Below are 19,096 nucleotides of genomic sequence, written 5' to 3'. Positions count from 1 at the left end.
GTGCTCGTGCCTGGTGGTGCTCGTGGTGCCCGTGCCGTGCCTCTGGGGTCGGTGCGGTGCCGGCGCTCAGCGCGCCGCTGGCTCGACCCGTACCGTGGCGAGGAGGTCGGTCAGGAAGCGGCGTAGCTCGGGCTCCGTGGCGGGGCCCACGACGCCGGCGAGGGGGATGTCGGAGTCCGCGTAGCTGACGGTCCGGCTGATCGGCTCCTCGGCCTCTCGCTGCACCCACCGCACCACCAGGGGGTCGTCCCGGAACGGCTGCTCACCGGTGATCCGGCAGTGGGTCGAGCCGAGGGTGTGACCGGGCACGGTGAACCAGCCGTAGCGCTGGTGGGGCTCGGGGGTGCGGGCGGCCGGGATGCCGCCGAAGTCGTGGATCAGCAAGCGGAGGTGGGCCGAGGGCAGGCGCACACCGGTGGCCAGTTCGAAGCAGTCGACCACGTCGGCGCCGCCGAACCGGGCGCCGACCTCCAGGAACACCGGGCCTTCGGGGGTGTCGAAGGCTTCCAGGTGGAAGGGGCAGTCGTCGATCCCGATCGCGTTGAGGCAGCGGGCGACCCAGTCGACGAGGTCCGGTTCGGTGTCGGTCTGCACGGAACCCAGCGGGTTGCCTTCCGCGTACGACAGGCCACTGCCCATGTACCTGCTCGCCAGCACGCCCGCCGGCTTGCCGGACATCATCAGCCCGTCTATGTGCAGGAGCTCGCCATCGATGAACTCCTCTATTTCGAAGTCGTCGGTGGCGAGTGCCGGCTCCGCCCGGCGGGCCGCCTCAAGCGCCTCGTCGACGGTGGCGAACCTCGCCACGCCCTCGCTGGTGGCGCCCGCCAGCGGCTTCAGGATCGTCCGGCCGTGCCACGGGACCGCGGCCGCGCCCTCGGCCAGGGCGACCGGCAGCGGCAGGAAGCGCGGCACGCGCAGGCCCGCCTTGGCCACCGCCGTCTTCATCATGACCTTGTCCCGGGCGGGCAGCACGTCCGCCACATGGTCCCCGGGCACCCCGAGGGCCTCACGGACCTGCGCCGCGGGAAGCAGGTCGAACTCGGATAACGCGACGACCACGTCCGGCGTCGGCAGTCCGGCGACGGCTTCCAGTACCTCGGCCGCCGTGTCGCCGTCACCCGGCCGCTCCAGCCGGCGCGCCGGGACGCCCTCGGGCAGGGTGTGCTTGCGGGCGGGCTCGCTCACGTACGTGACCTCGTGCGCGTCATGGTCGACGTTGTCCGCGTAGTGCACGAACGAGTCAGGTATGCGATGGAGTACGAGAATGCGCATGGAGCCCCCCTGAACCAACCCCCGGCAGCGGTGGACTGCCATAACGATCAACGGGTCCATGGTACGCGGGGGCCAAGTCAACAGGCAACGTTTGCAGAGTCGTTGGGAGGGCATCGGCGGCTGGCCGCGGCCTGCGGACGCGGGCCTGCGCAACGCCCCCGGCGACCAGGGCAGCGCCCCTCGGATCAGGCGTCGCGGCGTGCGGCCTGCCACGCCTTGCGCCGGGCGAGGGCGACCCCTTCGGCACGCAGCAGGCCGCGCAGGCCCTCCGGGGAGATGTCGTCGACCTCGCCCTCGGCGACCAGGAAGTCGGCCAGCTTGGTCAGGCTCCAGGTCGCGAAGGGCAGCTGGTGCTCGGCCGGTTCGGAACGGGCGATCTCGGCGATACGGGCGCGCTGCTGCGGCGTGAACGTGGGCGGTCGGCCGCCCCGGTACCTGGGGTACAGCGCGTCGAACCCCTGGACGTTGAACGCGTGGATCACATCGCGCACCCGGTCCTCACTGGTGAAGGCCACCTCGGCGATCCGGCTCACGTCCATGTCCTGGGCCGACAGCAGCACCATCTGGGCCCGCCGCCAGGTCACCACGGACCCGGAGCCGCGGCGGATGATCCGCAGCAGTTGCCGCCCCTCTTCCTCGGTGAGCGGCCGGACCCGCACTCGTTCCGCCATGGTGCGCAAGCGTACGCGCCCTGCGCCGGGCAAGCAGCAGCGAACATATGCCCGGGTGAGCGGGCGAACGTTGCCTGATGTCGTCAGGCGGCCTCTTCCGGCTGCGGCTCGCGGACGCCGGGTTCGGCGACCTTCCTCGGAAGGCGTTCGTTGACGACCTCGTTGCGAACGAACAGCACGCTCAGCAGCCCGGGGACGGCGGCCAGCAACGCCATCACCAGCACCATCGCGGTGTAGTCGCCGGAGTCCAGCAGGGGCCCGGCGATCACCGAGCCGACCGGCAACGCACTCAGCATGAGGGTGCGCATCAGGGTCATGGTGCGGCCGCGCAGCTCCTCGGGGGTCCGGGCGTACCGGATGGCCTGCGACGACACCACCAGCACCGCCGCCGGGACACCGCAGATCACCTGGCCGACGAGAACCAGAGCGGGCTGCTGTCCCAGCAACAGCAACAGGCCGCATCCGGAGACGAGTTGCAGCACGCCGATCCGGAGCATGGGGCGCACCGCCGGCCGGATGGCGCCCGCGATCAGGGACCCGGCCATCTCGGCACAGGCGAACACGCCGACCAGGACACCGAGCATCCGGGCGCCACCGGGCAGCCGATCGTGGGCGAGCCAGGGCTGGGTCACCGTCAGCATCCCGATGGCGATGTTGAACAGGGTGAAGGCCACCGTGATGACCAGCATCACGCGGTCCCTCCAGATGAAGGTCACCACGGGGCGCCAGGCGGTGCGCCGGGCGGCGTCCTGCGCGCCTTCCGGCGTGCTCGGCCTGCCCAGCCTGGTCCTCATGCCGAGCACGGCGAACGCGAAGGCGAAGTAGCTGGCCGCGTCCAGTGCGAGCACCTGGTGGGCGCCGACCAGCGGGATCAGCGCGCCGCCGACCATCGGGCCGAACAGGCCGGCGGCACCGGTGGCCACCGCCTCCAGGGCGATGGCGGTGTTGAGGTGGTGTGCGGGGACCAGGTCGGGGATGACGGCCGGGATGATGCCGGTGGGCAGGATCTTGAGCAGTCCGTAGACGATGGCCACCACGTACAGGTGCCACAGGGAGAGCCGGTCGAAGGCGGCGAGCAGCGGGATGCTCATCATCACCACGCCGCGGAACAGGCTGTCGACCACCAGCAGAAGACGCCGGGAGAACTGGTCGACGATCTTCCCGGCCAGCAGACCGCCGACGATGATCGGTGCGAAGTAGCACAGGCCCAGCACGGTCAGGCTGCCGGCTCCGCCGGTGGTGACCGCGATCCAGGACATGGCGATCCAGCTGGCGCCGTCGCCGACGAGGCTGATCACCGCACCGAGCCAGAGTCTTCGGTAGTCGGTGTTGCCTAACACCGACAGATACGTCTTCATGGAGAGTCCCCCTACGTTCGGTCTGCTCAAGGCGTGCTGCCCGCGCACCGAAGCGGGGATCCGACCTGGCTTGCGGTGCTGCGGTCACGGCTCGCGGCGGGCACCGATTCCGACGAAGCACATCAGGGCCGGCTCCGTGCCGCGGTTGTGCCAGGCATGGCGGGTGCCCTGCTGAACGACGCAGCTCCCCGGGGTGAGCAGCACCTCTTCGTCCTCGAGTGTCAGATACAGCTCGCCCGCCAGGCAGATACCGTAGTCGAACGTGTCGGTGGTGTGCATGCCGGCGCCGTCCGGCTCCATCACCTCCAGCAGGCCGGGCAGTCGCTCCGCCACCTCGGCCGTGAGCGCTTCCGGGTCGCCGACCGGCTCCGGGGTGCCGGACTCCGGCGCGTAACGCGCCAGCAGCAGACGCGTGCCGCCGGGGCCCGCGAAGAACGGCAGGGTCTTCGGCGGCTGGGGGGTGGCACCCAGGGTGGGGATGCCGTCCTCGGTACCCCAGAGCAGGAAGAACTCCGATCCGGGGAAGGCGGCCACCGTGGTCGGTGGCACCGGGCGGTCCTCCAGGACTCCGGAGGTGCCGTCGGACAGCCGGCCCGTGACGATCAGGCGTGGATGATTCGTCATCGTTATGTACTCCTGGACATCGGGAGAAGGGTTGGCCATGCCCATCAACCGCCGCCTGAACAACAGGCAATGTTTTCGGCGCCGGCGAAGAATGTGCGCAGGAATTGCGGATTACCAACGCCGGTCAGCGGGTAGGCTCGTTGGCCGCCACCTGGGCGAATGGCGTGGTGAGCGTGGGCCCGGACAGATTAAATGGCGACGGTCGGGCACACAAGGCACTGGTGATGCCCATGCAACCGGCATCGGCTCCTGTCCAGAAGTAGCCGGTGTGTGGAATTCCATAGTCGGCGCGCAATTGCCAGGTGTCCGGAAACGGCTACCGTATTCTCATGACCACTCTGGGCACTCTCGCAGCGTCCTACGTCGAGGATTTCGCGCGGTTGGACCCCTGCCAGGCCGCCGAGATGGGTGTGAGCGGCCATGAGTCCGAGCTGACCGACTACAGCCCCGCCGGCTGGTCGGCCCGTGCCGAGTCGGCCCGCCGCACGCTCGGCGCGCTGGACGCGATGCCCCTCGCCGACGGGCAGGAGCGCATCGCGGCGCAGGCGTTGCGGGAGCGGTTGGAGATCGAGCTGGCGCGTGCCGACGCGGGCATTCCCGACGCGGACGTCAGCGTCGTCGACGGGCCGATGCAGCGGCTGCGGCTCGCCGTGGAGCTGGTCGACCAGGGCGAGCGGACCCGTTGGCCGGACGTCGTCGCCCGGTTGAGCGGCTTCGCGCCGGCGTTGGCCGGGCACCGGGAGAGTCTCACCGCGGCCCGCCACGACGGGCGGATCGCCGCCCGACGGCAGCTCGTCGGCACGGTCGGCCAGTGCGCGGAGACGGCCGCCTACTTCGCCGAGCTGGCCGGCCGCTGTCCGGATACCGAGCTGCGCCGGCAGGCGGTCAGGGCCGCCGATCGCGCGGGAGAGGCACTCGCCGGCTTCGCCGCCTTCCTCACCGAGGAGTTACTGCCGCACGCCCCGGTGCGGGACGCCGTGGGGGCCGAACGGTACCGGCTGGAGGTGCGCAGGCAGCTGGGCACCGATCTCGACCTGGCCGAAACCTATGAGTGGGGCTGGGCGGAGCTGGCCCGTATCAGCGACGAGATGCGCGACCTCGGCAAGCAGATCGCGCCCGGCGAGCCGCTCCCCGCGGTGTTCGCCGCGCTCGACGCCGATCCGCGCCACCAGGTCCTCGGTGTCGAGGCCTTCCGCCGCCACCTCCAGGACCTCGCCGACCGCGCCATCGACGACCTGCACGGCCGGCACTTCGACATCCCGGCCCAGCTGCGGCACATCGAGTGCCGTATCCCGCCCACCAGCGCCGGCAGCATCTACTACCTGGCGCCCTCGGAGGACCTGTCCCGGCCCGGCCAGCTGTGGTGGACCGTGCCCGACCCGGACGCGGCGATCCCCACCTGGACCGTGCCCGCCACCGTCTTCCACGAGTCCGTACCGGGCCACCATCTGCACCTGGGCAGTACGGTGCTGAACCGTTCGCTCAACCGCTTCCAGCGCGTCTCCGCCGAGCTGCACGTCGGGCACACCGAGGGCTGGGGCCTGTACGCGGAGCGCGTGATGGAGGAGCTGGGGCACTACGAGCTTCCGGCGCACCGGCTGGGCATGCTGGCCGGTGGTCAGCAACTACGCGCCGCACGCGTCGTCCTGGACATCGGACTCCACCTGGAGCTGCCGATTCCGCGCGGCACCGGATTCCACGAGGGGCAGCGCTGGACCCGCGAGCTGGGCCTGGCGTTCCTGCGCAGCCGGGTCCCGGAGGACGACGCGACGCTCACCTTCGAGATCGACCGCTACCTCGGGCTGCCGGGCCAGGCGCTCGCCTACAAGGTGGGCGAGCGCGCCTGGCTGCGGGCCCGTGCCGCCCAGCGGCGCGCCAAGGGCGCCGCGTTCGACCTGAAGGAGTTCCACCGGACCGCCCTGAGCCTCGGTCCGATGGGCCTGGACCTGCTCACCAGCACCCTGGGGACCCTGTGAGGCCGGCCGGTAGCCGGCCGTAGGCCCGTCGTTCCGCCATCCTGCCCGCGTCGCGGGCCCGTCGATGATCTCCCGCGCCACAGTGTCGTGGTGCATGCACAAGGGCAACTTCTGCTCGGGGACACCGATCGGCTGGGGAACGAATCGATTCTGGACGACCCGCTTCACTGCTAGGGGGCAGGGGCCACGCGCTGCAACGTCGCGGCATCGAGCTGGACCCATGCCGCCGGGAAGGTGTGCTTTCAGCATGACGGACACGGACGAGATACCCGACGAACGCTCCTGTGGAGCCCGGTCGGCGACGAGCGAAGCGCCGATACCCGGGCACGTGGCCGACCATGGCCCGGACCGCTACGAGCTGTTGCAGCGGATCTACGGATATGCGCTGCGCCACAGCCCCAGGGACCCGGCCGACGTGGAGGTGATGGCCGACCGCCTGGGCGTGCCGCCGGCCGAGGTCGAGTCGGCGGTGGCGCAACTGACGTCCTGGCGACTGCTGCGGAGCCAGCCGGGCCGGGGCCTGGTCGCGGTCCCGCCGGACCTGGCGGTCAATCGGCTGTTGCGCCCGATGGAGCGCGAGATCCGGGCCCGGCGGTTACGCATCGAGGAGCAGCGAAGACGGCTGATGGCCTTCATGCCGGTCTTCGAGGCCGGGTTACGCACCCACCAGGAGCAGGCCCAGGTGGAACTCATCGAGGGAACCGACGACGTCCGGGACGCGGTCACCGAACTCGCCGAGCAGTGCAGCTGGGAGATCCTCATGGCGCAGCCGGGCGGCAGGCAGCGTGAGGACGAGCTGGAGGAGGCGGCGCCCCGGGACATCGCCGCGCTGCACAGAGGCGTCGAGATGCGCATCCTCTACCAGCACACGGCGCGTTACAGCCGGGGCACCCACTCCTACGTCGAACAGGTCAGCCACCTCGGTGCGCAGGTGCGCACCTTGCACGACCAGTTCTGCCGGTTACTGGTCTTCGACCGGACGACCGCACTGATACCGGTGTCCGACAGCCCGCATGCCGCCGCGCTGGTCCGGGAGCCGAACGTGGTGGCCTTCATGGTGGGCGGCTTCGAGCGGCTGTGGCTGTCCGCCGAGCCCCTGGTGGCCGGCTCCGGCGCGCTCGCGGAGTTCGCCGACGATCTGAAGGAGACCATCGTCCAGCTGCTGTCGGAGGGCATGACGGACGCGGCCGTCGCCCGGCGGCTCGGCATGTCGCTGCGCACCTGCCGCCGCCATGTCGCGGAGATCATGGCCTCGCTCGACGCCGCCAGCCGGTTCCAGGCGGGCTATCTGCTGGCCCTGCACAAGAACGTCCGGTGAGCCACCGCGGCGACCGTGCGGGGACAGCCGGGGCACCGTGCTCCGACACGGCGCCCAGCCACGGCGGACGCCCCCTCACCGCTCCAGCGGGCCGTGTGCGTACTCCGGCAGACGCAGGAAGACCAACCCGGACACCAGGCACAGCACCGCCATGTACCACGGGAACGCACCCGGGACGTGCAGATCGGTCAGCAGGGTGCCGACGTACGGTGCCGTGCCGCCGAACAGGGCCACGGTGAGCGAGTACGGGAAGCCGATGCCCGCGGCACGTACCCGCGCGGGGAACACCTCCGCGTTCACGGCGGCGGCGATCGAGGTGTACCCGGTGAGCAGCAGCAGGCCGGCGCACTGCACCAGCAGCAGGGAGACGAAGGAACCGGAGGTCAGCTTCAGCAGCGGCACGCTGAGCACCGCGGTACCGGCCGCGAAGGCGAGCAGCATGGGGCGGCGGCCGATGCGGTCCGACAGGATGCCGGCCAGCGGCTGGATCAGGGCGAAGAAGATCAGCGACAGGGTGCCCACGAGGAGTGAGGTGCCCTTGTCCGCGTCCTTGTTGAGCTGCACGTAGGTCGGCAGGTACGAGCTCCAGGTGTAGTAGGCGACCGTGCCGCCCACGGTGACCCCGCAGATCAGCAGGGACTGCCGGGGGTAGGAGCGGAGCCCCTCGAACAGTCCGGCGCGTTCCTGCCGCTGCCGTGCGCTGCGTGGTTCCACGGCACCGCGCCTGAGCCACAGGCCGGCGAGGCTGAGCAGCGCCCCGACGACGAAGGGGATCCGCCAGCCCCAGGTGTGCATGGGTCCGTCGGCCAGCCACAGCACCATCAGGGCGGCCACCCCGGAGGCCAGGATCTGCCCCATCGTGGCGGCCAGGTAGTGGAAGCTGGAGAACAGGCCCCGCCGGCCCGGTGCCGCCGACTCCACCAGGAAGGTGGTGCTGGCGGTGAACTCGCCGCCCGCGGAGAGCCCTTGCAGCAGTCGCGCGATCACCAGGACCACCGGCCCCCACACGCCCGCCGTCGCGTAGGTGGGGGTGATCGCCATGATCAGGCAGGCGGTTCCCATCATCATGATGGTCACCGTGAGGGCGGCGCGCCGGCCGTGCCGGTCGGCGAGCGCGCCGAGCACCAGACCGCCGAAGGGCCGCATGAAGAAGCCGACCGCGAAGACGGCGAACGTGGAGAGCAGCGGCACCAAGGAGTCCCCGGTGTGCTTGGGGAAGACCGCTGCCGCGATGTAGACCGCCAGGTAGGTGTAGACGTGCCAGTCGTACCACTCCACGATGTTGCCGACCGCGGCGGCGACCAGCTGGCGGCGGGCCGGCGGTGCCGCGGTGGCCCCGCCGTCCTCGGCCGGTGTGTCCTTCCCGGCCGTTGTCTCCGTTGTCCCCGTCATGTGTGCTCCCCTTCTCCTGTCATGACCGATCCGTCATGACCGCTCCTCGTCTAGGGCCCTTCTTCCACGGAGATCCATCAGAAGGGCCCTAGGGGGTGTCTGACAAATGCCCGCGGCGCCGCGTCGTCTGGCACGCACGCTCGCCGCGTTGCCGAAACGCCCACGTGACTCCGCCACGAGGGCGCTCCGGCGCCTTGCGATCGCACGCACCAGACGACGCTCCTTCTCCCGCGCTCATTTGTCAGACACCCCCTAGCCCGTCCCGAAGGCGCCGCAGCGCCTGCCGCGTCAGTGCCCCGTCGTGCACGAGGGCGATGCGCAGATGACCGGCTCCCGGGTTCACCCCGTCAGGGCCGTCCGCCGCAAGGTAGCGGCCGGGCATGACGACGAGGGCCTGCTCGCGCCAGAGCCGGCGGGCCGCGGCTTCGTCGTCGGGCACGGGCAGCCAGAGGAAGAACCCGGCCGCGGGCCGCCGGTATCCGGGCAGCGTGCCCACGATCTCGTCCGCCGCCGCCCAGTTGCGGGCGAGCGCCCGGCGGGTCTGCCGCACCCGGGTGTCGTCGGACCACAGGGCGGCGGCGGCCGCGCAGACCGGGAGCGGTGTCGGGACCCCGCAGGTCCGGTTGTAGCGGGCGTACCGGGTCACGGTCGCGGGGTCGCCCGCGACGAACCCGCTGCGCAGTCCGGGTGCTCCGGACCGTTTGGAGAGGCTGTGCAGGACGAGGAACGGGCCCGGCTCCACGGTGCGGTCCGCCACCAGGGAGAGGAAGCCCGGCGGGTCCGTGTCCAGGGCGAGGTCCGTGTAGCACTCGTCGATGAGGAGCACGGCACCGGCCGCCGCGGCGTGCTTCGCGACGTCCCGCAGTGCGCCGGCGGAGATGATCTCGCCGCGCGGGTTGCCGGGGTTGCACAGCACGATCGCCGCCGCGCTGCCGCCCGCGTCCGCCACGGCAGCGGCGATCGGGGAGGCGTCGTCCGTGTCGTCGATGGTGTAGTACACCGGCCGGACGCCGGCGGCCTGGGCCGCGGCAAGGTAGGTGGGGTAGCACGGATTGGGCATGATCACGGCCGGCGGACCGGCGTCCCGTGACCGGCCGGCGGCCTGGGTGAGGGCCGCGGCGACCGCCTGCTTGCTGCCGGGGGTGGGCTCGACGGCGAGCCGCCCGTCGGCCAGCGCAGCGCCGGCGCCGAACCGGCGCTCCAGCCACCCGGTGTAGGCCGCCCGCAGCTCGGGCGTGCCGCCGAGCTGCGGGTAGCGCGCCCAGCCCGCGGGGTCGGCCAGGCCCGTCACGTCAAGATCCGGCAGCTCCAGGCGGGACTCGCCCAGTTGCAGCGGTACGACCGTCAGCTCCGGTGGTGCGGGGATGTCGTGGAGCAGCGCGCGCAGGCGGTCGAAGGCGCTGGGGGCGTACTCCATCCTCAGTCCCGCACCAGGTCGTTGAGCGCGGTCTTGCCGCGGGTCCGCTCGTCGGCGTACTTCACGATGACGCCGCAGTAGATCGACAGCTCCGGGCGCCGGGCGTCGGCGCGTGAGCCGGCGACCACCACGGCGTTCTCGGGCACCTCGCCGTGGTGGACCTCGCCCGTGGCCCGGTCGATCACCGGGGTGGAGCGGCCCAGGAAGACGCCCATGCCGATCACCGCCCCGCGGCGTACCCGGACGCCTTCGGCGATCTCGCTGCGGGCCCCGAGGAACACGTCGTCCTCGATGACGACCGGGCTGTCCCCGAGGGGTTCCAGCACGCCGCCGATGCCGGCGCCGCCGGAGATGTGGCACCGCTCGCCGATCTGCGCGCAGGAGCCGACCGTCGCCCAGGTGTCGACCATGGTGCCGGCGCCGATGTACGCCCCGATGTTCACGAAGGACGGCATCAGGACCACGCCGGGGCCGAGGTGGGCGCCGCGCCGGGCGACGGCCCCGGCCACCACCCGGACCCGGGCCTTCTCGAAGTCCGGGTCCTGCCAGTCCTCGAACTTCAGCGGCACCTTGTCGTAGGTCCTCGGCCGTCCGGCGCCGGACTCGGCCGAGGTGTTCTGCCGGGTCAGGAAGGAGAGCAGGATCAGTTTCTTGACGCGGGTGTCCACCACCCAGGATCCGTCGACGGGCGCGGCCGCGCGTAACTCGCCGCGGTCGAGCGCCGCGATGCCCGCTTCGACCTGCGGGCCGAGGGCCTTCAGTTCCGTTTCGGTCAGCTCGGTACGGCGCTCGAAGGCGGACTCGATCAGGGCGAAGTCGATCACACCACTCACCTGGGGTCTCCTGCCTGCTGGGCGGAAGGCATGGCCGACGGCGCGGCCAGTACCGGCTTCGGCTGCCAGCGCACCGTTGCCACGTAGTCCGTGAAGTCCTCGGCCCGCCGGATCTCGACCACCTCCCCCGTGGGCGTCATCAGCAACTCGGCCGGCCGTAGCCGGCCGTTGTACGTGAAGCCCATGGCGTGCCCGTGGGCGCCGGTGTCGTGGATCAGCGCGATGTCGCCCTCGTGGGGCTCGGGCAGCGTCCGGTCGACGGCGAACTTGTCCATGTTCTCGCAGAGCGAGCCGACGACGTCGAACGCCCGTTCGGGGCGCCCGGTGGCGTACGGCAAAGTCAGGTGATGATACGCGCCGTAGAACCCGGGGCGCATCAGAGATGACATCGATGCGTCCACTCCGATGATGTCCCGCCCCTTGCGGACCCGGTTGACCACCCGGGTCACCAGGACGCCGTGCGGTCCGGTCACGTACCGGCCGCACTCCATCAGGATCCGCGGGGCCGTGCCGTCGGGGAAGCAACGCCGCCGGGCCGCAAGGATCACGTCGGCGTACGCCCGGAAGTCCACGGGCCGTTCCCCGGGCCGGTACGGGATGCCCAGACCGCCTCCGACGTTGATGTAGTCGAAGGCGATGCCGACCTCCTCGGCGACCCGGGCGGCGCACTCGACCACGGCGGCGGACGACCGGCCGGCGTGCCCGACGTCCAGTTCGTTGGCGAAGGTCATGCCGTGGATGCCGAAGCGGGTGACGCCGCGGCGCCGGGCCGCGCGGTAGGCGTCCGCCAGCTCCGCCACCGGCACCCCGAACTTGGTGCCGGCGGCGTCCCCCATCAGCTTCGAGCGCTGGGCCAGACCGTGCGGGGAGACCCGGAAGGCGACCGTCTCGGGCAGCGGCTCGGCCCTGTCGAAGATGACACGGTCGTCGAACGTGATCAGCGCGCCGGCCGTGCGCGCCAGGTCGTACTCCCAGCCCGCGGTGTTGTTGGACGTGAAGACGACGTCCTCGCCACCGGCCCCGACCTGGTCGGCCAGCGCCAGTTCGGTCGGCGAGGCGCAGTCCAGGCCGCTGCCCTCGTCGAGCAGCATCGACAGCACGGCAGGGTTGGGCAGCGCCTTGACCGCGAAGTACTGCCGGAACGGCTCCGTTCCGAAGGCGCTGACCATGCTGCGGTGGGTGTCGACGATTCCCTGGGCGTCATAGATGTGGAACGGGGTGCCGTAGGCGGCCACGAGCTCTTCGAGCACGGGGAGCAGCCGCTGTGCGAATCCCTCTGCTATCGGCACGTCTGCCTCTTCTCGCGGGCGTGGGTGGGACACCGGACGGGGGCACCGCCCACGCCCTCAAGGCAGTGGGGGAGCCCGTTCCGGGCAGTGCGGGAGGATCGTCACGGAGCCGGGGCGATCGTCACGGGACCCGGGCGACGCAGATGGTGCGGTTGCGCATGCCGCTCAGGGGGCGCATGTACGGGAAGTAGTAGCTCTCCACCGAGGCGAGACCGATGGCGGTCAGCTGCTCCTGGAGATAGTCCTTGGCGATGAACCAGAAGTCCTCGACCCGCGGGTGCGGCGCGAACTCCACCTCCGGGTCGGCCGGCGCGTCATTGGAGAACACCAGATGGGCGCCGGACTTCAGTTTCAGGGCCACCAGTTTTTCCAGGGCGGGTTTCAGGTGGTGCTCGGCGTCGAAGAGGTGGCCGAGGAATCCATCCGCGTAGATGGCGTCCACGCCCGCCGCGTACGACGACTCCAGGGCGAAGTAGTCGGCGGTGATGGCGTCGACGTTCTTCCGCCGGGCCAGGGCGACCGCCTCGGCGTTGCAGTCGATGGCTTTGAGACGCCGGTCGAGTTTGGCGACGACCCCTTCGACAAAGGCGTTTCCGCAGCCCAGCGATAAGATGTTCGCACCGTCCGTGGTCAGGGAGAGCAGCTTGAGGACCATGTGCGAGCGGTATTCGGGCGTGAAGGTGGACGGGGTGATGGAGTCGTTGAACGCACCGCCCTTCTCCCATATGTCGTAGATGGTGGCGTGCTCCTCGCCGACGGCGCGCACCGTGGTGTAGTAGTCCCGGACCGCGTCCAGGTTCTGTGTGGACTGCATCAGCTCGGCATCTCCTTGGGGCGTGCGGACGGGCGGCGCGGGAGGTAGATGTGCTCCTGGCCGTATTCGACGGAAGAGAACGGGGTCCGGCGCATGGCCTCGATCAGGGCGGCAAGGGGGGCGGGGGTAGCCGGGCCGAAGGCCGTGTGCAGGGCGATGGACGGCGCCGCCGCACCGGCGAGCAGCGTGTCGGCCAGTACCCGGGCCAGGGACCGCAGACCGGCCAGCACCACCTGGGAGTCGGCGGACATCCGGGCCGAGCCCGGCTCCGCGGTGAGCGCGCCCAGCTGGCGGAAGTAGCCCAGTTGCAGGAACATGCCGTCGCTGTCGGGGAAGTGGCCGAGGCCACGGTCGACATAGCGCAGGCACTCCGCGAGGTAGTACGCGACGACATCGGCCTGCGCGATGCCGAACCGCTCGGCCCACACATCCGCGAGGATGAGAATGCCGAAGACGTCCGCCGCGGTCTCCTGGAGCACCACGGAGGCCCACCGGTCGGCCGCGTTCAGCTCCTTGAAGTCGGTGTGCGGGCGGTGCACGAAATGGCCGAGCTCATGGCTGAGCACCCCCAGCATGGGAATGGCGTCGAAGCGTGCGTCGGCCGGGTCGAAGACGCTGTCGCCCTCGATGTGTTCCGCCGCCAGGGGGGCGGAGATGTGCTTCAGGATGGCGTGGTGGCTGTTGCGGAAGTAGTACGTCTTCTTGAACGGGGAGTACTTGACGCCCTCGTCCTCGGGCAGGAAATAGGCGATGTGCTTGGGGTGGTGATTTCCCTCGCCGGCCATGAAGAACAACTGCGCGGCGCCGAACGCCGGCAGGTCGCCCAGCCGCAGGTCCGCATGGAGCCTGCGCAGATAGCCGGCGACCTCGTCCTGGTCCTCCAGCGCCTTGGTCACCACGGCCTGGCCCTCGGCGTCACCCCGGCAGGCGAAGGCCGTCGGCAGGCCCTTGACCTCCTTGCCGTAGAAGGTGGAGACCTGCCCGGCGACGACGGTGAACTCCTCGGTGAGCGCGGCGAGTTCCTGGAGGATGTCGTCGGTGTAGCCGTGCTGCACGGCGTTGGCCCGCAGCTCGATCGCCCGGCGGTCCGCCTCGCCCGGCAGCCGGGCGCCGACGGCCCGCATGGCGTCCGCGGTGGACGTCGGATCGTTGAAACGGCGGCGGGCCGGCACGCCGACGTCCTTGGTCCGCTGCCACTCCGCCTCGACCGCCGACTTCAGGGCGGCCAGGCCGCGCAGGAACTCCTCGCCGAGATCGGGGGTGGCGTCGGCCAGGTTCAGCTGGGCGAGCGTGTAGCGGTCCGACGGTGGCCACAAGGCGCTGCGGTATTCGCGATAGGAGCTCGCACGGCCGAGATTGGTGGTGTAGTCGAAACGGTCGACTTCAAGCTTTTCAGACACGAGAACGTCCATCCGGGAATGCAGAGGAGACAACATTCGGTCCGGGGCGGCGCCCCTAGGGGCGCGATCCCTTCTTGTGGTCCTCCAGGACCATGTCGGCGCCCTTTTCGCCGATCATCATGCTCGCGGCATTGGTGTTCCCCGAGACGATCACCGGCATGACGGAGGCGTCGATGACCCGCAGCCCGTGCACGCCCCGCACCCGTAGCCGTTCGTCGACCACGGCCAGCGGGTCCTCGCCCATCCGGCAGGTGCCGACCGGGTGGTACGAGGTGTCCCCGTGGGCCCGCACGTAGTCCAGTAGCTCGTCGTCGCTCTGCACCTGCTGACCGGGTTTCAGCTCGTAGCCCCGGTAGCGGTCCAGGCTGGACTCCTCGACGATGCGCCGGGCGATGCGGATGCCCGCCACCAGCCGCCGCCGGTCCGACTCGGCCGACAGGAAGCGCGGCCGGATGGCGGGCGCGACCAGCGGCTCGCGGGAGCGGATGTGGATCGAGCCGCGCGACTCGGGCCGCAGCGGGTAGACGCCCAGCGTCATCCCGGGCGAGGTGTCGAGCCGCCGGCTGGACCCCTCGCCGTAGCTCGCCGGTGCGAAGTGGAACTGGATGTCGGGCCGCTCCTCCGCGTCCGAGGTGCGCACGAAGCCGAAGCCGAGCGCGATGGGCAGGCTGAGCAGCCCCCTGCGGGTGTGCAGGTATTCGGCGACCTCACGCGCCAGGCCCAGGCCGCGGGAGCGTTCGTTGAACGTGATGGGCTCCTGCACCCGCCAGCGCAGCCGGGCCGCGTAGTGGTCGTGGAAGTTCTCCCCCACGCCCGGCAGATGGTGCACCAGCGGCACGCCGGTGTCGGCGAGCACCTGGCGCGATCCGACGCCGGACAGCTCCAGCAGCTGCGGCGACTGCACGGTGCCGCCGCTGAGGATCACCTCACGGCCGCAGTCGGCCTGCCGCTCGATGCCGCCCTGCCGGAAGGTCACCCCGACACAGCGGGTGCCGTCGAAGCGCACCTGAGTGACGTGCGCGTCGGTGCGCAGCTCCAGGTTGGACCGGCGGCGCGCCTCCTTCAGGTAGGTGCGCCCGGCGGACGACCGGCGCCCGGCCCGGTGGTTGACCTGGTAGTAGCCGAAGCCCTCCTGGTCACCGGAGTTGTAGTCGCGGTTCTCCGGGTAGCCGGCCTTGGCGGCGGCGGTGAGGAAGGCGTCGCAGAGCCGGTCGCGCTCCCGCGGCGGGCCCACCGAGATGGGTCCGTTCAGGCCCCGGGTGCGACCGCCGAGCTGCGGGGCCCGTTCCATCTTCCGGAAGTACGGCAGCACGTGCGACCAGGACCAGCCGGGGTTGCCCAGCCGCTCCCAGTCGTCGTAGTCCTCGCGCTGGCCCCGTACGAAGATCATGCCGTTGATGGCGTTGGAGCCGCCGAGCAGCCGGCCCCGGGGAATGGCCACGCTGCGGCCGTCGATCGTCGGGTCGGCGTCGGTCGAGAAGCACCAGTCGTACTTGGGGTTGCCCATCAGGATGGTCTCGGCGGCGGGGATGGTCAGCAGGGGGCTGCGCCGTTCCCGGCCGGACTCCAGCAGCAGCACCCTGATCAGCGGGTCCTCGGTCAGCCGCCCGGCCAGCACGGCGCCGGCCGCGCCGGAGCCGACGATGATGTAGTCGTAGGTGGTCATGACGCCGCCCTGCCCGTCGGCACCGCGGCGTGCGGCGCCGCGACGGTGGTGCGGTGCATCAGGCGGTGGTGTGCCGTGTAGTCGTAGGGCGTGGCCTGGTGCATCGCGCTGCGGTTGTCCCACAGCACGATGTCGCCCGGCTGCCACCGGTGCCGGTAGGTGAACCGGGGCTGCACGGAGAACTCCTGGAGGAAGGTGACCAGGGGCCGGCTCTCGTCCTCGGACATGCCCTCGATGCGCCAGGGCACGTTTCCGCCGGCGTAGATCGCCTTACGGCCGCTCTCCTCGTGGACCCGCACCAGCGGCTGGGGCACGTCGGGCCACTCCGCGATCTCCTGCGCGGTCGGGGCGGGCCGGTCGGGATAGTTGTACGGCCGCGACTGCACCCGGCTGATCACGACCTTGAGGTCGTCGATGCGCTCCTTGACGTGCTGCGGCAGGGCGTCGTAGGCGCCGAGCATGTTCGCGAACCAGGTGTCGCCGCCGACCGGCGGGACCTTCAGGGCGTAGAGCATGGATCCGGCGGGCGGATCGGTCAGGTAGTGGCCGTCGGTGTGCCAGACCCGGCCGCTGTAGGCCGACCCGATCGGCTTGCCGTCGCGGACGATGTTCGACAGGACCAGGATCTCCGGGTGCTCGGGATGGTCGAACTTCGACCGGGTGTAGGCGTACACCTCGCCGAACCGGCGGGTGAAGGCGACGTGCTGCGCGGGCGTCATGTGCTGGCCCCGGATGAGCAGGATGGTCGTGTCGATCCAGGCCTGGTAGATACGGCCGAAATCGCGGTCCGAGATGTGTCCGGTGACATCGACGCCGCGCACTTCCGTGCCGATGCCTTCGGTGATGGGGACGAGCTCGAGCATGAGGGGGGACTCCCTTGGGCTTCTCGACGCGTTGGTCCGGGGTGGGCACACCCGTCAGGGCAGGGACACCTGGTAGTCCGTGACCCAGCGGTCCAGTTCGACGAGCTGGATCAGCAGTGCGGCGGGGTTCGAACCGCCCGGCAGTTCCGCGCTGATCCGGTTGGCGCCGATCCGCTGGATCAGGTCGTCCAGGCGCGCGGCGTCGAAGAGCGGGGCCAGCACGGAGTCCTTGTCCGTCACGACGCGGGACGCCTCGCGGATGATGCCCTCGTCGTAGCGCGGGCTCTGGACGTGGGGATACGCGCTCTTCTTCCGGTGCACGGTCTCGGGCGGCAGCAGCTCGCCCATGGCCGCCTTCAGCAGCCCCTTGACCCCGCCGCGCGACTTCAGCGACCACGGCACGTTCCAGACGTACTCGAGGAGCCGGTGGTCGCAGAACGGCACGCGCACGTCCAGACCGTTCGCCATGCTCATGCGCTCCTTGCGGTCCAGGATCACCGAGAGCGGCCCGGAGAGGCCCAGGAAGAAGACCTCCCGTATCCGGGCGTCCGCCGCGTCCTCCCCGGCGAGCCGCGGGACGCTGCGGATCAGCTGGGCGTACCGGGCGCGTTCGTCCTCCTGCGGGTCGATCAGCGCGGTCAGCTCCGGCGAGAGGCAGTCCGACAGCTTCGGGCCGTCGAAGAGCCAGGGGAACTGCGGCCGCTGGAGCAACTCCGTCTTGAAGAAGTACGGGTAGCCGCCGAAGACCTCGTCCGCCGCCTCGCCGGTCAGGGCGACGGTGCAGTGCCGGCGCATCTGCTGGAACAGCAGGTACATCGATGCGTCGAACTGCCCCCAGCCCGGCAGGTCACGGGCGCTGCGGGTGGCCGGGACGGCGTCCAGCAGGTCCTCCACGGACGCGGTGAGCGTGCGGTGCCGGGTGTCCAGGTAGGTGGCGGCCAGGGCCGCGTAGGGTGCGTCCACGTCGGGGCGGAGTTCGGTGGACACGAAGTGCGCCGGGTCGCTCTCGAACTGCACGCAGAACGTGTCCAGGGCGGCGTCCGGCTCCCGCTCCCGCAGGGCCCGCACGGCCAGCGCGGCCACCGATGTGGAGTCCACCCCGCCGGAGAGCATGGCGCCCATCGGGACACCGGTGGCCAGCTGGCTGCCGACGGCGTCGCCCAGCAGCTCGCGCACGCGTTGCGCGGTCTGCTCGAACGTGTCGTGGTGCGGCCGGCTGGTGAGCTGCCAGTACCGGTACTCGTGCCGGCTCGTCTCAGAGCATTCGAGGACGTGGCCGGGGCGCACCTCGTGGAGTCCCACCAGCGGGGTCTCGCCGGGCAGCGCCAGCCGTGGCTGGAGGACCAGCGGCAGCTTGTGGACGTCGAGGCGCGCCGTGAACCGCGGGTTGGCCATGATCCCCTTGGGCTCGCTGGCGAAGAGCAGGCCGTCGGGGTACGGGGCGTAGTAGAGCGGCTTGATGCCCAGCCGGTCGCGGCCCAGCAGCACGCGGCGGTGGGGGCCGTCCCACAGGGCGAAGGCGAAGGCGCCGTCGACCCGGGTGACGAAGTCCCGGCCCCAGAGTTCGTAGGCCCGCACCAGGAGTTCCGAGGTCCGTGCGGTGCGCACGGCGCCGCCGGCCGCCTCGATGTCCCGCCGCAGCTCAGGGGCGTTGTACAGCTCCCCGATGTGGGCCGCGGCGAACGTGCCGGCGTCGGTCTCGATGCGGGTGGGTCGGGCGTGCTCGGTCGAGTGGGAGGTCGTCAGCCCGCGGTGACCGATCCCCGCGTGCTGGGACACCCAGACGTCCTTGGTGTCCGGGCCTCGGTGCTGCATCGTTTCCGTCATCGTGTGGAGGATGTCGCTGGACACCCCCAGATCGCGCCGGAAATCGATCCAGCCCACCAAGCCACTCACTCGATCACCTCCGAGTTCTTCGTGCTTTCGGTAGCGCGCGCCGTACCGACCACGGCCATGGGGCCGGCGGCGCAAAGGTGCCCGCGTCAAGGCAGGGCAGCGGGTGCTGTCGATCACCGCGATGGCACGCTGATCGTGACGTTCGTGCTGGGGGCGCAGAAGTGCGGGGAGAACCGGACCAGGAGCCGAGAGGTGCGGTGCCGTGGCCACGCCATGGGTGCCTGCCGTGGCTGCGCAGAAAACCTGCGCAGAAAGGCCTGCGCAGAAAGGCCTGCGCAGAAGAACAATGACGACACATCGGATG

General features: G+C 70.8%; 14 protein-coding genes and 1 pseudogene. 2 read left to right on the top strand and 13 right to left on the bottom strand.

What is annotated here, in order from left to right:
• Positions 1 to 66 precede the first annotated feature (66 nt).
• The 4 genes and pseudogenes from NQO67_RS16910 to NQO67_RS16895 all read right to left on the bottom strand — a co-directional run bounded on the left by NQO67_RS16910 (position 67) and on the right by NQO67_RS16895 (position 3,928).
• Entirely contained in the window at positions 67 to 1,275 is a 1,209-nt protein-coding gene (locus NQO67_RS16910; protein WP_255950823.1) for an ATP-grasp domain-containing protein, read from the bottom strand.
• Between the two features lie 197 nt (positions 1,276 to 1,472).
• Positions 1,473 to 1,946, bottom strand: a pseudogene (locus tag NQO67_RS16905) (helix-turn-helix domain-containing protein); the annotation flags it as partial.
• Positions 1,947 to 2,029: 83 nt separating this feature from the next.
• Positions 2,030 to 3,304 carry an MFS transporter gene (locus tag NQO67_RS16900; RefSeq protein WP_255950821.1) on the bottom strand — a complete coding sequence of 425 codons (1,275 nt, stop codon included), beginning with the start codon at positions 3,302 to 3,304 and terminating at the stop codon, positions 2,030 to 2,032.
• A gap of 84 nt (positions 3,305 to 3,388) precedes the next feature.
• Positions 3,389 to 3,928 carry a cupin domain-containing protein gene (locus NQO67_RS16895; RefSeq protein ID WP_255950820.1) on the bottom strand — a complete coding sequence of 180 codons (540 nt, stop codon included), beginning with the start codon at positions 3,926 to 3,928 and terminating at the stop codon, positions 3,389 to 3,391.
• Between the two features lie 329 nt (positions 3,929 to 4,257).
• Between NQO67_RS16895 and NQO67_RS16890 the strand changes: the two genes are divergently transcribed.
• Complete coding sequence (locus NQO67_RS16890; RefSeq protein ID WP_255950819.1) at positions 4,258 to 5,904, top strand: DUF885 domain-containing protein; 1,647 nt, start codon at positions 4,258 to 4,260, stop codon at positions 5,902 to 5,904.
• Between the two features lie 247 nt (positions 5,905 to 6,151).
• Positions 6,152 to 7,222, top strand: coding sequence for a helix-turn-helix domain-containing protein (locus NQO67_RS16885; RefSeq protein ID WP_255950818.1), 1,071 nt, complete (start codon positions 6,152 to 6,154; stop codon positions 7,220 to 7,222).
• Positions 7,223 to 7,297: 75 nt separating this feature from the next.
• On the opposite strand, the gene NQO67_RS16880 is transcribed toward NQO67_RS16885, so the two are convergent.
• The 9 genes from NQO67_RS16880 to asnB all read right to left on the bottom strand — a co-directional run bounded on the left by NQO67_RS16880 (position 7,298) and on the right by asnB (position 18,780).
• The gene (locus tag NQO67_RS16880) at positions 7,298 to 8,614 is read right to left on the bottom strand and encodes an MFS transporter (protein WP_255950817.1); all 1,317 of its coding nucleotides are present in this window, start codon (positions 8,612 to 8,614) and stop codon (positions 7,298 to 7,300) included.
• Between the two features lie 241 nt (positions 8,615 to 8,855).
• Positions 8,856 to 10,031, bottom strand: coding sequence for an aminotransferase class I/II-fold pyridoxal phosphate-dependent enzyme (locus NQO67_RS16875; RefSeq protein ID WP_255950816.1), 1,176 nt, complete (start codon positions 10,029 to 10,031; stop codon positions 8,856 to 8,858).
• Between the two features lie 2 nt (positions 10,032 to 10,033).
• The gene (locus NQO67_RS16870; protein WP_255950815.1) at positions 10,034 to 10,864 is read right to left on the bottom strand and encodes a 2,3,4,5-tetrahydropyridine-2,6-dicarboxylate N-succinyltransferase; all 831 of its coding nucleotides are present in this window, start codon (positions 10,862 to 10,864) and stop codon (positions 10,034 to 10,036) included.
• On the bottom strand, positions 10,861 to 12,153 hold the full coding sequence (locus NQO67_RS16865) for a diaminopimelate decarboxylase (RefSeq protein ID WP_255950814.1): 1,293 nt from the start codon (positions 12,151 to 12,153) through the stop codon (positions 10,861 to 10,863). The genes NQO67_RS16870 and NQO67_RS16865 overlap by 4 nt, the downstream gene beginning before the upstream one ends.
• 121 nt (positions 12,154 to 12,274) lie before the next feature.
• The gene (locus tag NQO67_RS16860) at positions 12,275 to 12,967 is read right to left on the bottom strand and encodes a class I SAM-dependent methyltransferase (protein ID WP_255950813.1); all 693 of its coding nucleotides are present in this window, start codon (positions 12,965 to 12,967) and stop codon (positions 12,275 to 12,277) included.
• Positions 12,967 to 14,367, bottom strand: a complete 1,401-nt coding sequence (locus tag NQO67_RS16855) for a DUF8614 domain-containing protein (protein WP_255950812.1) — start codon at positions 14,365 to 14,367, stop codon at positions 12,967 to 12,969. Before NQO67_RS16855 ends, NQO67_RS16860 begins: the two co-directional genes overlap by 1 nt.
• Before the next feature lie 55 nt (positions 14,368 to 14,422).
• A complete protein-coding gene (locus NQO67_RS16850; RefSeq protein ID WP_255950811.1) occupies positions 14,423 to 16,033 on the bottom strand; it encodes a GMC family oxidoreductase in 1,611 nt (536 codons plus the stop codon).
• The gene (locus NQO67_RS16845) at positions 16,030 to 16,896 is read right to left on the bottom strand and encodes a TauD/TfdA dioxygenase family protein (RefSeq protein WP_255950810.1); all 867 of its coding nucleotides are present in this window, start codon (positions 16,894 to 16,896) and stop codon (positions 16,030 to 16,032) included. Before NQO67_RS16845 ends, NQO67_RS16850 begins: the two co-directional genes overlap by 4 nt.
• A gap of 54 nt (positions 16,897 to 16,950) precedes the next feature.
• Positions 16,951 to 18,780, bottom strand: a complete 1,830-nt coding sequence (gene asnB / locus NQO67_RS16840) for an asparagine synthase (glutamine-hydrolyzing) (RefSeq protein WP_255951020.1) — start codon at positions 18,778 to 18,780, stop codon at positions 16,951 to 16,953.
• Positions 18,781 to 19,096 lie beyond the last annotated feature (316 nt).

The sequence above is a fragment of the Streptomyces odontomachi genome, assembly GCF_024435355.1.
GTDB classification, from domain to species: Bacteria; Actinomycetota; Actinomycetes; order Streptomycetales; family Streptomycetaceae; genus Streptomyces; species Streptomyces odontomachi.
This window is presented reverse-complemented; position numbering and strand designations above follow the sequence as displayed.